Annotated in this window: 14 protein-coding genes and 1 pseudogene; 7 read left to right on the forward strand and 8 right to left on the reverse strand. The window is 72.8% G+C overall.

All coding sequences use genetic code 11. From position 1 onward, the window contains the following. Positions 1-224: 224 nt before the first annotated feature. Genes AB0M46_RS06780 through AB0M46_RS06790 form a run of 3 tightly spaced genes read left to right on the forward strand, consistent with a single transcriptional unit; the run spans position 225 to position 3,762 of the window. Positions 225-701 carry a (2Fe-2S)-binding protein gene (locus AB0M46_RS06780; RefSeq protein ID WP_363333353.1) on the forward strand — a complete coding sequence of 159 codons (477 nt, stop codon included), beginning with the start codon at positions 225-227 and terminating at the stop codon, positions 699-701. Next, positions 698-1,675 carry an FAD binding domain-containing protein gene (locus AB0M46_RS06785; protein WP_363333354.1) on the forward strand — a complete coding sequence of 326 codons (978 nt, stop codon included), beginning with the start codon at positions 698-700 and terminating at the stop codon, positions 1,673-1,675. Before AB0M46_RS06780 ends, AB0M46_RS06785 begins: the two co-directional genes overlap by 4 nt. Further along, positions 1,672-3,762, forward strand: coding sequence for a xanthine dehydrogenase family protein molybdopterin-binding subunit (locus tag AB0M46_RS06790; protein ID WP_363333355.1), 2,091 nt, complete (start codon positions 1,672-1,674; stop codon positions 3,760-3,762). Before AB0M46_RS06785 ends, AB0M46_RS06790 begins: the two co-directional genes overlap by 4 nt. A 13-nt stretch (positions 3,763-3,775) precedes the next feature. On the opposite strand, the gene AB0M46_RS06795 is transcribed toward AB0M46_RS06790, so the two are convergent. Further along, positions 3,776-4,666, reverse strand: a complete 891-nt coding sequence (locus AB0M46_RS06795; RefSeq protein ID WP_363333356.1) for a Dyp-type peroxidase — start codon at positions 4,664-4,666, stop codon at positions 3,776-3,778. Positions 4,667-4,957: 291 nt separating this feature from the next. Between AB0M46_RS06795 and AB0M46_RS06800 the strand changes: the two are divergent. Both AB0M46_RS06800 and AB0M46_RS06805 read left to right on the forward strand, forming a co-directional pair. Then, a pseudogene (locus AB0M46_RS06800) lies at positions 4,958-5,510 on the forward strand (response regulator transcription factor). 126 nt (positions 5,511-5,636) lie between these two features. Then, entirely contained in the window at positions 5,637-6,059 is a 423-nt protein-coding gene (locus AB0M46_RS06805) for an Hsp20/alpha crystallin family protein (RefSeq protein ID WP_363333357.1), read from the forward strand. Between the two features lie 887 nt (positions 6,060-6,946). Here AB0M46_RS06805 and AB0M46_RS06810 read toward each other — a convergent pair. Next, a complete protein-coding gene (locus tag AB0M46_RS06810; RefSeq protein WP_344615633.1) occupies positions 6,947-7,303 on the reverse strand; it encodes an Lsr2 family protein in 357 nt (118 codons plus the stop codon). Between the two features lie 478 nt (positions 7,304-7,781). Then, positions 7,782-8,024 (reverse strand): hypothetical protein, encoded by a 243-nt coding sequence (locus AB0M46_RS06815; RefSeq protein WP_363333358.1) that lies wholly within the window; start codon positions 8,022-8,024, stop codon positions 7,782-7,784. 414 nt (positions 8,025-8,438) lie between these two features. Between AB0M46_RS06815 and AB0M46_RS06820 the strand changes: the two genes are divergently transcribed. Further along, positions 8,439-8,870 carry an SsgA family sporulation/cell division regulator gene (locus AB0M46_RS06820; protein WP_033356715.1) on the forward strand — a complete coding sequence of 144 codons (432 nt, stop codon included), beginning with the start codon at positions 8,439-8,441 and terminating at the stop codon, positions 8,868-8,870. Positions 8,871-9,410: 540 nt separating this feature from the next. Here the strand turns inward: AB0M46_RS06820 and AB0M46_RS06825 are convergent. The 4 genes from AB0M46_RS06825 to AB0M46_RS06840 all read right to left on the reverse strand — a co-directional run bounded on the left by AB0M46_RS06825 (position 9,411) and on the right by AB0M46_RS06840 (position 12,799). Then, positions 9,411-10,076 (reverse strand): class F sortase, encoded by a 666-nt coding sequence (locus AB0M46_RS06825; RefSeq protein WP_363333359.1) that lies wholly within the window; start codon positions 10,074-10,076, stop codon positions 9,411-9,413. 18 nt (positions 10,077-10,094) lie between these two features. Further along, on the reverse strand, positions 10,095-10,961 hold the full coding sequence (locus AB0M46_RS06830) for a DUF4397 domain-containing protein (RefSeq protein ID WP_363333360.1): 867 nt from the start codon (positions 10,959-10,961) through the stop codon (positions 10,095-10,097). A gap of 249 nt (positions 10,962-11,210) precedes the next feature. Further along, on the reverse strand, positions 11,211-12,068 hold the full coding sequence (locus AB0M46_RS06835; protein WP_363333361.1) for a CAP domain-containing protein: 858 nt from the start codon (positions 12,066-12,068) through the stop codon (positions 11,211-11,213). A 119-nt stretch (positions 12,069-12,187) separates the two neighbouring features. Beyond that, positions 12,188-12,799, reverse strand: a complete 612-nt coding sequence (locus AB0M46_RS06840; RefSeq protein WP_363333362.1) for a TetR family transcriptional regulator — start codon at positions 12,797-12,799, stop codon at positions 12,188-12,190. A gap of 52 nt (positions 12,800-12,851) precedes the next feature. On the opposite strand from AB0M46_RS06840, the gene AB0M46_RS06845 reads away from it, so the two are divergent. After that, the gene (locus tag AB0M46_RS06845; RefSeq protein ID WP_363333363.1) at positions 12,852-13,520 is read left to right on the forward strand and encodes a pentapeptide repeat-containing protein; all 669 of its coding nucleotides are present in this window, start codon (positions 12,852-12,854) and stop codon (positions 13,518-13,520) included. Here the strand turns inward: AB0M46_RS06845 and AB0M46_RS06850 are convergent. Further along, complete coding sequence (locus AB0M46_RS06850) at positions 13,465-13,932, reverse strand: STAS domain-containing protein (protein ID WP_363333364.1); 468 nt, start codon at positions 13,930-13,932, stop codon at positions 13,465-13,467. The genes AB0M46_RS06845 and AB0M46_RS06850 overlap by 56 nt on opposite strands. Positions 13,933-13,945 lie beyond the last annotated feature (13 nt).

Raw genomic sequence — 13,945 nt, forward strand, 5'->3', positions numbered from 1 at the left:
ATCCGCGCGCACCTCCCGAACCCGACCTCGCCCCAACAACAAACGCGGGCTGACCGGCGTCACCAATCAGCCCGCGTTTAGCACCAGTCACCTAGGACGGTCCTGCCGATGGCGCTCCGCCGTGCGCGCAGCACCGGCCGCCGTCGTGGCTGACGGCGGCGTGGGCGGGGGCGGGGCGCAGGTCGCGCGCGGTTAAAGCGGGCCGGCCGGGGCAGCACACGACCGTGCTGGAGCGACGAACCGCGACCGACGTGACGCTTCGCGTGAACGGGCGGGCGCGCGAGCTGCGCCTGGACAACCGGGCCACGCTGCTGGACGTGCTGCGCGAGCGGCTGGGCCTGCCGGGGGCGAAGAAGGGCTGCGACCACGGCCAGTGCGGCGCCTGCACGGTCCTGATGGACGGCCGCCGGGTGGTCAGCTGCCTCATCCTGGCCGTGGCGGCCGGCGGCGCGGAGGTGACCACGGTCGAGGGGCTCACCGCCGGGGACGGCCTGCACCCGCTGCAGGAGGCGTTCATCGAGCACGACGCGCTGCAGTGCGGCTTCTGCACGCCGGGGCAGATCTGCTCGGCGGCCGGGCTGACCCGGGAGGAGTCCGGATCGCTGGCCGACATCCGGGAGGCGATGAGCGGCAACCTGTGCCGCTGCGGCGCGTACGTCAACATCGCCGCCGCCATCCACGAGGTGACGGCCGCGTCATGAAACCGTTCGCGTACGAGCGCCCGGACGACCCGGCCGGCGCGCTGGCCACGATGGTCCGGCCCGGCGCGGCGTACCTGGCCGGCGGCACCAACCTGGTGGACCTCATGAAGCTCGGGGTGGCCGCGCCCGACGTCGTGGTGGACGTGAACGCGCTGCCCTTCCACGACGTGGAGCCGGCGCCGGGCGGCGGGCTCGCCATCGGCGCGCTGGTGCCCAACAGCGACCTGGCCCGCCACCCCGCCGTGCGGGCCGGTTACCCGGCGGTGGCCCAGGCGCTGCTGTCCGGCGCCTCCGGGCAACTGCGCAACCGCGCGACGGTGGCCGGCAACCTCATGCAGCGCACCCGCTGCCGGTACTTCCAGGACGTCACCAAGGCCTGCAACAAGCGCGTGCCGGGGTCGGGCTGCGACGCCCGCGAGGGCGAGCACCACGACCTGGCCATCCTGGGCGCGTCCCCGCAGTGCGTGGCGACCAACCCGTCGGACCTCGCCGTGGCACTGTCCATCATGGACGCTTCCGTGCACTACCTCGGGCCGCACGGCAGCGCCGCGATCAGCGTGCACGACTTCTTCCGGCGCCCGGGCGACCAACCCGACCGCGACACCAGCCTGCCCCGCGGCGCGCTGATCACCGCCGTCGTGCTGCCGGAGCTGCCGATCGCGGCGGGCTCGGTGTACCGCAAGGTCCGCGACCGCGCGTCGTTCGCCTTCGCCGCCGGATCGGTCGCGGCCGCCCTCGACGTGCGCGACGGGATCGTCCGGGAGGCCCGGCTGGCCTGGGGCGCGGTCGCGCACCTGCCGTGGCGGGCGTGGGCGGCCGAGCGGGCGCTGCGGGGCGCGCCGGCCACCGTGGCGAGCTTCGAGCGGGCCGCCGACGCGGAGCTCTCCGCGGCGCGGACGCTGCGCGACAACGGCTACAAGGTGCCGCTGCTGCGCAACCTGACCGTCGAGGTCCTGCGGGAGCTGGCCCGATGACCGAGGTGCGCGAGCGGACCGGGGTCGGCGCGGCCGAGCCCCGCCTGGAGGCGCGGGAGAAGGTGACCGGGCAGGCGCTCTACGCCGCGGACCGGCCGATGCCGGGCACCGCCTACGCCTGGCCGGTGCCGGCCGCGTTCGCCCGCGGCCGGGTGGACTCGGTGGACACCGGGCCGGCCCTGGCCGTCGACGGCGTGCTGGCGGTGCTGTGGCACGGCAACGCGCCGCGGCTGGAGCGCGACGGCGACCCGCACCTGCGCGTGCTGCAGACGCCCGAGGTGACCTACCACGGGCAGATCGTCGCGCTGGTCGTGGCCACCACGCTGGAGAGCGCGCGCGAGGGCGCGGACGCCGTCGTCATCGACGCGCGGACCGCGCCGGCGGACACCGTGCTGCGGGCCGACCACGCCGGGCTGTACGAGCCGGAGCTGGTCAACGGCGGCTTTCCGGGGCGGCTGGACAAGGGCGACTTCGAGGCCGGGTTCGGGGCGGCCGAGGTGCGCATCGACGCGACCTACCGCACGCCGGCCGAGCACCACGTCGCGATGGAGCCGCACGCGACGGCGGCGTCCTGGGAGGGCGGGCGGCTGGTCGTCTACGACGCCACGCAGTCCTCGACCGCGGTGCGCGACACCCTGGCCACGCTCTTCGAGCTGCCGCCGCAGCTGGTACGGGTGCACAACGAGCACGTGGGCGGGGGCTTCGGGTCGAAGGGGGCACCGAAGCCCAACGTGGTGCTCGCCGCCATGGCCGCCCGGGTGGTCGGCCGGCCGGTCAAGCTGACCATGCCGCGGGCGGCGGTGTTCGCGACGGAGGGGTACCGCACCCCCACCATCCAGCGGGTCCGGCTCGGCGCGGACCGCGACGGGCGGCTGGTCGCGCTCGGGCACGAGTCCTGCAGCCAGTCGTCGCGGCTGGTGGAGTACACCGAACAGGCCGCCGTCATCAGCCGGGTCCTCTACGGCGTGCCCAACCTCGCCACCGGCCACCGCGTCGTCCGGCTCGACGTGGCCCCGCCGACCTGGATGCGGGCCCCGGGCGATTGCCCGGGCGCGTTCGCGCTCGAGTCGGCCATGGACGAGCTCGCCGCCGCCGGCAACTGGGATCCGGTGCGGCTGCGCATCGACAACGACGCCGCCACCGACGCCGAGGGGCGCCCGTTCAGCAGCCGGCACCTGGTGGAGTGCCTGCTGCGGGGGGCCGAGCGCTTCGGCTGGGCGGGGCGCGACCCGCGGCCGGGCACCCGTCGCGAAGGGCGGTGGCTGCTCGGCAGCGGCGTGGCTGCCACGACGTTCCCGGCGCTCACCATGCCGTCGACCGCGACCGCGCGGGCCACCGCCGACGACCGTTTCGAGGTCGCGGTCAACGCGGCCGACATCGGCACCGGCGCGCGCACGGTGCTGCGCCAGATCGCCGCCGACGCGCTCGGCGCCGACCCGGGCCGCGTCGAGATCTCGGTGGGCGACAGCGCGATCGGCCCGGCCCCGGTGGCCGGCGGCTCGATGGGCACGTCCTCGTGGGGCTGGGCGGTGACGAAGGCCTGCCGGCTGCTGCGGGAGCGGATCGACGGCCCGCACCAGGGCCGCGTGCCGCCCGAGGGGCTCACCGTCGGCGCCGACACCACCGCCGACCTGGCCGCCCGCCCCGACTACGCGCGGCACGCCTTCGGCGCCCAGTTCTGCGCGGTGCGGGTGGATCCGGCCACCGGCGAGGTCCGCGTCGACCGGCTGCTGGGCGTGTTCGCGGCCGGCCGGATCATCAACCCGCTGACGGCCCGCTCGCAGCTGCTCGGCGCGATGACGATGGGCGTGTCGATGGCCCTCATGGAGCAGTCCGTGATGGACCGGCGAAGCGGCGACTTCGTGACGTCGGACCTGGCCGCGTACCACGTGGCGGTCAACGCCGACGTGCCGCGCATCGACGTGGAGCTGCTGGAGGAGGAGGACCCGCACCTCAACCCGATGGGGTCCAAGGGCGTCGGGGAACTCGGCATCGTCGGCACCGCGGCGGCGGTGGCCAACGCCGTCCACCACGCCACCGGGATCCGGGTGCGCTCGCTGCCGATCACCCCTGCGGCGCTGCTCTAATCCTGCTGCCGCGTCAGTCGTCCTCGGGGGCGTACTCGGCCAGGGCCTCCACCGGCGGCACCACGTAGTAGGCGCCGGTGAGCGGCGCGGTGTAGCGGGTCAGCGCGTCGCGCACCCCGTCGCCGACGCCGGCCATGCGGCGCAGCATCTCGGCGAGCGGGCGCTGGCTGGCGCAGAAGCCGACGAACATCGTGCCGTGGTCGCGCACGGTGCCGTACGCGGTGTTGCGGCGGAAGATCTTCAGCTCCTCGCCGTCCTCCTCGATCACGGTGCGCGCCACGTGCGAGGTCGGCGGCTGGTGCTCCTCGTCGAGCTCGACCGAGTCGGCCTTGGTGCGGCCGATGACCCGCTCCTGCTCGGCCACGCTGAGCGCGTCGAACGCGTCGGCGTCGTGGCGCCACTGCTGGACCAGCACCACGCCGCAGCCCGCGGCCGGGCCTTCGGCGATCGCGGCGACGGCCGGGGCGAGGCTGCGCGGCGGGTTCTCGGTGCCGTCGATGAACCCGGTCAAGTCGCGGTCGTGGTGGTACACCCACCCGTTCACCTCCAGCGCGCAGCTCGCGGCCGGCTCGAGCAGCCCCAGCGCGGCCCGCGTGTAGTCGAACAGCGCGGTGCGGTCGGCGCCGGACAGCCAGAGCCAGGCGTCGTGCTGCGTGGCCGGCATGCTGAACCCGTCCGGGCCCACGACCGGCTCGGCAAAGTCCTCTGCGATGGCCGGCGTCCACACCGACGGGCGGACCCCGACCACCACGTTGATCGCGCCGGTGGCCGGCATCGGCTCGCCGACCGCGGTCAGCGCGGTGAGCAGCTCCCGGACCGCCACGCCGGGGCGCAGGTCGAACTCGAGGTAGACGTGCTCGGCCAGGGCCGCCGCGAAGATGCCCGGCTGCGGGGTCGGTGCCATGGCGACGATCGTATCGGCGGGACATTTGTCACCGCCGGTTCGCGACGCACGCATCTGCACGGAGCGTGGCGACGGTGCCCTGACCGCCGCCAGCATCACCGCCGACGCGCTGCGCACCGCCGATCCCCTCCCTCGAGGCAAGGCTCCCCCTATGACGCGATCAATCCCGCCCGCTGTCCCGCCGGCCCTTCCATCCGCGTCTCCCGCGCCGCGGCACCGGCCCGGGCCGGCGGCGGCCGCAATGGGGGTGGCGGCGTGACCATCCAGGTGCTGCTCGCCGAGGACCAGGAGATGATGCGCGGCGCGCTGGCGTTGCTGCTCGGTCTCCCCCGAGGTGGCGACCGGGGACGCGGTCGTGGCGGCCGCCCTGCAGGCACGGCCCGACGTGGCCCTCCTCGACATCGAGATGCCCGGGCGGCGACGGCATCGCGGCCACGGCCGAGCTGCGGCGGCGGCTGCCCGGCTGCCGGGTGCTGATCCTGACGACCTTCGGCCGGCCCGGATACCTGCGGCGCGCGATGGAGGCGGGCGCCTCCGGCTTCCTGGTCAAGGACGGGCCGGTCGAGATGCTGGCGGCGGCGATCCGGCGGGTCCTGGCCGGCGAGCGGGTCGTCGACCCGCAGTTGGCCGCCGCCGCGCTCGCCGCCGGACCCGACCCCTGACCGAGTGCGAGCGCGACGTGCCGCGCGAGGCGGCCGACGGCTCGACGGTCGCCGACATCGCGGCGCGGCTGCACCTGTCGGAGAGCACCGTGCGCAACTACCTGTCGGCCACGATCACCAAGACCGGCACCCGCAACCGCATCGAGGCCGTCGGGGTGGCGCAGTCCAACGGGTGGCTCTGAGCCTCCCGGCGCCTCCGCAAAGTTGAGTCCCGGTGACTCATGTCACGGCTGCGCACGGAAGACGGCGGGCGTGGTCGCCGTTGTAAGACTTGAGCGATACGGGCTCAACCTTGGAGGGACTCAACCATGTTGCTGCGCACTGCACCGTTCCGGAGCTATGACGCGTTCGACCAGTTCTTCGGCGGCCCGGCGACCCGCGCCGGGGCGACGGCGCCGCTGGACGCCTACCGCGACGGCGACACCTTCTTCGTCGAGATCGACCTGCCCGGCGTGGACCCCGCGAGCATCGACGCGACCGTGGACCGCAACGTGCTGACCGTGCGGGCCGAGCGGACCCGCGCCGAGCGCGAGGGGGTTCGCCGCGTCATCAGCGAGCGGGCCACCGGCACCGCCACCCGGCGGCTGATCCTCGGCGACAGCCTTGACGCCGACCGGCTCGAGGCCAGCTACGACGCCGGGGTGCTCACCCTGACCATTCCGGTCGCCGAGAAGGCCAAGCCGCGCAAGATCGAGATCAGCACCGCCCAGCGCGAGCTCGCATCGGCCTGACGCGCGACCGGCCGGACCGGCACCGCCCAGCGCGAACTCACGTCGGCCCGCCGCGCCGCCGGCCGAACCGCACCGCCCGGCACGAGCCCGCGTCAGCCTGGCGCACGGCCGGTCGAACCGGCACCACCCAGCACTGACCCGCGCCAGCCTGGCGCCCGGCCGCGTCGGCCTGACGCGCGACCGGTCGAAACGGCACCGTCCCGGCAACAGCCCGGGCGGCATCACCCGAGCGCAGGCAGCGCCGGAGCGCCCGGCGAGGCATGACCCCGGCCGCGAAGGGGCCGCGACCCGACCACGGGTCGCGGCCCGTGCGTTTTTATACGCATTCAAATATCGACCTACATCGCCACGCGCCGTTATTCTTGATGCGCTCGCGGTGATCATGCAACGTAATCGAGGCCGCGGGAAATGCGTCGCGGGCACCCGGCGCGGGGGCGGCGGCGGGGTCGCGCGGGGCGCATAGGGAGCAAAGCGCGGGCCGATCGGTGACCAAAGGGCGCAATGCGCGCGGGGCCGGTCCGCGGCAAAGCGACCGGCCGGGCGGACGACGGATCCGTGCGATCGGTCCGGCGAACACCGGCACCGCGAAGAAGAACGCCGACCGGGCACCGCCGCGGCTAACCATCGCAAAGGCCATCCCGGCGATGGTGAATCCAGCGGCGTAGCGCCAGCAAATCGGGCGTATGGCCCCACCGAGCCGGCGGCAATGCGAGCGGAAGATCGAGCGGCAATGCGGGCCGCCTATCCGGCAATACGACCGCCGGATCGGCGGCGGGGCGAGCAGGAACGCGGAAAAACGTCAGAGCCCGGCCGGCACGGGGAAATCGTGCGGGCCGGGCCCTGGGAACGTACCGTTCACGCCGCGCGGGGGCGACGCGGCGGCCTGATCAGCGACCGGCCTCGGCGTGGTAGCGGTCGACGATGTCCTGCTTGATGCGGCCACGGTCGGACACGTCGATGCCCTTGGCCTGTGCCCACTCGCGAATCGCGCGATTCTGGTCGCGGTCGCCGCGGGTGACGCTGCGGCCCCGGGCCTCGCGGCCCCGCGAAGTCGCGACCACACCACCGCGGCCGATCTTCGTCGCGGCGGCGACGAAGGGGGCTACCGCGTCGCGCAGCTTGGCGGCGTTGGACGCGGACAGGTCGATCTCGTACTGCACGCCGTCGAGTGCGAACACGATGCTCTCGGCGGCCGGCTTGCCGTCGATGTCATCGATCAGCTCGTGGATGACGCGTTTTGCCATGAGTGGCCTTTCCTCGGTGGTACCCAGTTGTACAGAACCGGATGTGTACGGAACCGATCCGGACCTCGGCACTGAGCGCGCCGGCCGTATCATTCGGACACAAACAAGAACTTGGCGACATGCTACGCCCGGCTCGGGCGAGATTACCTCTACGGTAGCTCTTTGGCGCGCCGCCCGCAGAAATCGGCACGTCACGAAACGCATACAACACGAAACGCACACGATCGGTAAAGGCGACGTGGGATAAAGCGGCGGCGGACGGGCGGGAAGAGCCACCCCGGCCGGATGGCGAGAACTCACCCCCGCGATCCAGAAGATCGCTGATGTGGAGTCAGGCGAGCATCCGCAGCGACAGCAACGCCCCACCGGCCACCAGGAGCTGGCCGTTGACGGAGACAATCCGCGCCAGCCACGAGCCTTCGCGGAGCAGCCGGCTTCAGCCCGGCAACTGCGCGTGGGTGCAGAGCAGCAGCCGGCTTCAGCCCGGCGACTGCGCGCGGGTGCAGAGCAGCAGCCGCCTCCGCATCGCCGGCAACGCCGGGCCAGCCAGGGTGCTCAACCGTCCGGGGCCGGCCGGCGGCGGGAGCACCCGGCCCACGGCGCCGGTCACCGTACCCACCATCACGACCGCGACCTGCACGCCGGGGTGACCCGGCCGGGTGGAGTAGGCGTGGCCCCGAATCCGCGGCAGCGCGGTCCTCCCGCAGTACAAATCGGACATTAACCTAGAGGGGTCGCCAGAATCGCCCAAACCTTGGGTCGCCTTCGGTGGTGGTAGCGACACGCCGGAAGTCACCCTCGCGGGCCGCGGAACGTCCGGAATCAGGCGTAACGCCCGACCCGTCCACCTCACTGCCGCGCAATTCTCGTTCCACTCACTCGATAACCCGTCACTCCCATGGACCACTGGACGTTACCGGAATGAATTGACGTACGGCCCACACGCCACGTCATGGACCCCGACCGCGCCCAGAAAACTGGACATCGCACGCAGGATGTTCGGTTGACGGCAAATCGGGCCTAGAAACACTACAGAGTGAGATCATAGAATCACTGCGCGTAACACTGGGAATCGCCTCAACATAGGAGAGGCGGGGCACGGCATGCTCCGCAGCGGTGCCGGGGGGAGTACGACATGAGCGCTATCCGACCATCGACCGTCGAGGTCGAGACATCCCTACGACTCGTCGCGCCCGACGCGACCGCGCTGCCGGTGCGAGCCAGCCTGCGCTACGACCCGAACGACCCGTACGCGGTCCACGTCCTCTTCCACGCCGAGTCGGCCGGGGGCGAGCCGGTGAGCTGGTCGTTCGCTCGTGAGTTGCTGTTCACCGGGCTCGACGAGCCGGCGGGCATCGGCGACGTGCGGGTCTGGCCGTGGAACGGGCCGCGCGGGGACTTCGTGGCCCTGGCGCTGTCCTCACCGGACGGCAATGCGTTGTTCGAGGTGCCGCGCAGCGTGCTGGTGCGATTCCTGCGCCGCACGTACAGCGTCGTGCCGCGCGGTCACGAGACCGACCACCTCGACGTCGACAACGCCGTGAACCGGCTGCTCGCCGGGCGCTGAGTCCCACACCGCGAACCTCGCCGGCACCACCCGCGGCACCACCCGCCGAGGCCGGCGAGTTCGCCCACGAGCGACGCGAGCAGGTAACCGCCAGCGGCACCACCCGCCGGGCCGGCGAGCCAGCGCGTCGAGCGGCACGAACACGCGCGAGCGCGCACCACCCGCGGCAAGCGCACACCCCGCACAAGGTGCAGCCACACCTCCAGAACGTGCGAAACCGGGCGTCGCGCCCGACCCGTCCTCCAGCAGTCCGCCAGCTGCGAGGAAGGGGTCGGGCGCGACGCCCGACGCATGTGCAGCCCCGCGGACGAAGACCCTGTCACGGGTTCGAGGGCTTTCACCCTGTGATCTCTCCCATGCCGGGATCACGGGACGATACGTGATTGGCGCGCTACTGTTCAGGGAGTCGGTGTGCTGTGTGTCCCCGGGCCTCATCACACTGCCTTCACGGAATACCGTTCGGCTGGAGCCGTGTCGCGCCTATCGCCGCGAGGCGACCTGGCACACCGACCCTAAACGTTCTCAGTTCAGCACCGCTGCTCAGGTCAACACCGCGTAGACGACCAGGTTGTCCCGGTACGAATGGCGGCTCTGATCGAAGGTGCCGCCGCACGTGATCAGCCGTAGCTCCGGCACCGGGGTCGGGCCGTACACCTTCGCGGTGGGGAACTGCGCCTTGGAGTAGTGCTCGCTCGCGGTCACCCGGGAGGTGAGCCAGCCGTCGCCCCGCCGCACGTCGACGGTGTCGCCGGGCTTCAGCTCGTGCAGGCGGTAGAACACCGCCGGGCCGGTCTTGGAGTCCACGTGGCCGGCCAGCACCGCCGGACCCGGATCACCCGGGAGCGTGCCGGTGGCGAACCAACCTGCCTCGCCGTACACCTTGGGGCTCTGCAACACCCCGGAGCCGTCCATGACCAGGCTCTCCAGGGGCGTGTCCACGCCCAGCTGCGCAATCCTCAGCCGCGAGGGCGGGGTGTCCGGATCGGCGGTCGCCCCGGTCAGGTCGATGCGGTGCGGGACGATCCAGGTCGACTCGCCGGCGTCGACCTCGACCCGCCGGCCGACCAGCACCGCCGAGCCGACGATGACCGGCGCGGCCAGGGCGAGCACGCAGCCGATGAGGGTGAGCGTCCGGCGGCGGGTGGCGGTCAGGTTCGGGCGCGCGGGCAGCGCCCGATGCCTGACCACCTTCCCCGTGGTGCGCATGGATCGAGCGTACGGCCGCTATGCCGCCGTCGCGCGGACCCGGGACCGCCGCCGGAGCAGGCCGCCGGCCACCGCCAGGACCACCAGCGCCACGCCGCCGCCGATCGGCAGCAGCGGGCTCATCCCCCGCCCGCCGGCCGTGCCCCCGCCACCGGTGTCCACGCCGCCCTGCGGCACCCCGCCGCTCTCGGCGTCGGTGCGCAGCTGAGCGGTGAGGCCGGCCTGGCCGTCGAGGATGATCAGGGAGTACACTGCCCCGGCCTTCAGCGGCGCGGTCACCGTCGTCGGCGAGCCGGTCGCGCCGGGCTGGGTCAGCCGTAGCGTCCACCGGCCGGGGTCGACGGTCTGGTACGAGGTGGTGGTCGCGAACTGCACGCCGTCGGCGATCTTGCTGCCGCCGGCCACCGCGACGTCGAGCACGGGCTCCTTGACCGAGGCCTGGATGACCCGGACCTTGGCCTTGCCGGACTCGGGCAGCCCGAGGTCGTCGGCGATGACGCGCAGGCCCAGGTCGGCGAACTTGCCGGTGCCGGCGACCGTGTAGGCCTTGCCCTCCTCGACCGTCGCCTGGGTGCTGAGCACCGGGGTGGCGGAGGCCGGGTCGCCCTTCTTGCGCATCGCCACCGCGTAGGTCCCGGGCGGCAGTGGCAGGTACTTCGAGACGGTGCCGTACCCGACGGCGTCGAACTTCTGCTGCGGGATGGCCCCGCTGACGGAGCTGAGATAGACATCGACCGCGGGCGTGTCGGGCGAGAGGTGTGCGAGGCGGACATAGCCGACCCCGGCCGCCGCCGCGGGCGACGCCTCCACGACCGTCAGGCCCAGACCCAGGAGCGCCGCGGCCGCGAGTGCCGCGAGCCGCCGCCGCTGGGGAGCAGCGAACACGTTGTACCCCCTGCTGTGAAATACAGCTCGATGCTTTCGAGAGCGGGTTGTACGCACCCGCGGGGAACGAACGTGAGTAGTCCGCGCGGGCACCGTAAGCACTGACCGCGGTGAGTGTGGCACGTGCATGAGCAACGCGCTACCCGCGTCGGGCAGCGATCATCGCGTTACGTGGACGGTCCCCAACGCTGTGCTGCGGCGCAACCGCCGGACGGACGAGGCAACTTACCGGTCGGTACCCGTCGATGCCTAGCGCCCCGGGGTGGCGAAGTCCTGCGTCCAGTACGGGATCTTGCGGTTGTTCTTGACCTGGTACTCCAGGCCGACGCCGAGGTCGACGAACTTGCAGTTCAGGATGTTGGCGCGGTGCCCCTCGCTGTGCATCCAGGCGTCCATCACCTGCTCCGGGGTGCCCTGCCCGGCCGCGATGTTCTCGCCGGCGCCCGACCAGTTGTACCCCTCGGCCTTGATCCGGGTCGCGAACTCCACCCCTTCCGGGGTCGTGTGCGAGAAGTAGTCGCGCTTGGCCATGTCGGCCGAGTGCTTGTAGGCGGCCGCCCGCAGCTTCGCGTTGTACTTCACCGGCCCGCAGCCGGCCTTGGCCCGCTCGACGTTGACCAGGCTGATCACCTGGTTCTCGTAGGCCACGTCGCCCCCGCCGGTGGCCGCGGTGGTCTTCGGCCTGCTCGCCGGGGTGGTCGCCTTCGTGGTGGGCGCCTTGGTGGGCGCGCCCGTCGTCGGGGCAGCAGAGGCGGTGGCGGTGGCCTGCTCGGCCGGGTCGCTGGACGACGGGTCGCCGGCCCCGCCGACCAGGTTGCGCGGCTGGACCGAGGCGGCCGCGGCCACGTCGCTCTTGCCCGCCGGCGGCTTGCCGCCAGAGGTGCGGGACATGACCAGCGAGCCGGCGAAGGCGACGGCCCCGACCACGATGAGGGCCAGCGTGCCGATCATCGCGGCGATCAGGACCTTGGAGCCGCGCCGGTGCCGCGGGGCGTGCTCCTCGTCCTCGGGGTCGTCGCCCGGATCACCGTAGGAGGCCGGGTACGGGTCACGGGCAAAGCCACCGGCATAGGGGTCGTACCGGTCGCCGTCACCGAACGATGACACCAGGGCCTCCATGATCACTGCGGGTCTCAGCCGCACCGGACGCTAGAAGCCGAACACTAGAGAGCGCCGGTCACGAAAGGCGGCCATCGGAGGCGATTTAACGGCCGTCTAATCGAAACTTATGCCGCCACTGCGACGGGTAGCAGCGCGCTCACCACGCGGCGAAGCACGGCGGTGGCGCCCGCCACATCCAGGTGCAACTCGTCGCGCCACATCGACCAACCGGCAAACGTGGTGGCGACGGTGAGGGCGTCGAGCACCTCGGCGCGGCCCGCTCCGGCCGCGGCGAGCTCCGGCGCGAAGAGCGTCTCGATCTCCTCGCGGGCGCTCTGGAGGTACCGGGCCCGGCTCCTGCGCAGCTGCACCGAGAACGGCTCGCGGATGCGCGCGGCCCGGGCGGCCGGCGCGATGAGCTCCAGCAGGCGGGCGCGCTGGGCGCAGTACCGCTCGATGCGCTCTGGCAGCGGCAGGCCCGCCGGGACCGGCCGGAACTCCGCCCGCTGCCGCTCCATGAGCCGCTCGCCGCAGGCCGCGAACAGGCCCTCCATGTCCTTGAAGTTGGTCCACAGCGCGCGCAGCGAGACGCCGGCCCGCTCGGCGATCCGCTCCGCGGTCGGGCGCAGGTCGCCCTCCTCCAGCAGCGCGAAGTGCGCGTCGGTGATGGCCTGGCGGGTCCGCTCGGCCCGCAGGGTCCGCCCGTCCACCCGCTGCCGCACCCCTGCATCGCCCATGACCGCACAGCCTACGTGCCACCCGCTCGGGTCACCCTTTACGGTGAAGCACGTGGCAGTGCGTAGCGTGCACGAGATCGACATCGAGCTACCCGTGTTCGACCACGGCGAGCTCGAGCCCGTCGGCGCTCCGTGGGGCGGCAACCTGACCGAGGCCCACGTACAGACCGGCCGCGCCATCCGCACCACCCTCATCGACGCCCGGCTGCGCCGTTCCCACCTCGAGAACCTCGACCTCAACGGGGTCGTGTGGGAGGACGTGGCGATCAGCGGCTGCCGGTTCGAGAAGGTCGACTTCACCGCCGCGCGGCTCACGGGGCTGACTCTCGATCGGGTGCATTTCGTCAACTGCAAGCTGACGTGGGCCAACCTCGCCGAGACGCGCCTGTCCGACGTGCTGTTCGAGGGGTGCCGGCTCGACGGGGCGACGCTCGACGACGTGAGCACCGCCGGGCCGACCGGCTTCGTCGGCTGCGTGCTGGTCAACACCAACCTTCGCGACTGCGTGCTGCCCTACGCGGCGATGCAGGGCTGCCGGCTGCGCCAGATGTCCTTCGAGAGCTGCGACCTGCGCGGGGCCGACCTGCGCGGCAACCAGCTGTCCGAGGTCAGCGGGATGTCCAGCCTGCGCGGGGTGACGATCGAACCGGCCCAGCTGCCCGGGCTCACCGACGCGGTGATGCGGGACCTCGGTGTGATCGTGCGCGGCCCGAAGGGTTGACCCGCCAGCGCGGCCGGCCGCTCGGGAGCTTGCGGGCCGGCGGGTCGTCGATGCACGCCGACGCGGGCGGCTCGGCGTACGTCGACGACCTGAGCAGGTCCCGCGGGTCGGCCTCCATCGCGCCCTCGACCGTCGCGAAGGTGGCGATGCCGCTCATCCCGGGGGCCACCGGCAGCCAGGCGCGGATGGCCGGCGAGGGGGCGGCCAGGCGCAGCTCGCCGCCCCGGGCGCGGGCCGTCGCGGCCACGCCGACCAGCAGCGCCACGCCCGTGGTGTCGCACACCGTGACCTGGGAGACGTCGAGCACCAGGTCGGGATCGTCGGCCACGAGGAGCCCGGCGAGCACCGGCTCGATCGTCGCCACGGTCCCGTCCACCAGCAGCCCGTGCAGGGCCAGCACGACCGCACTCATCGGTTTTGACGGT

It is taken from the genome of Dactylosporangium sp. NPDC051485, assembly GCF_040682015.1.
Lineage (GTDB): Bacteria > Actinomycetota > Actinomycetes > Mycobacteriales > Micromonosporaceae > Dactylosporangium.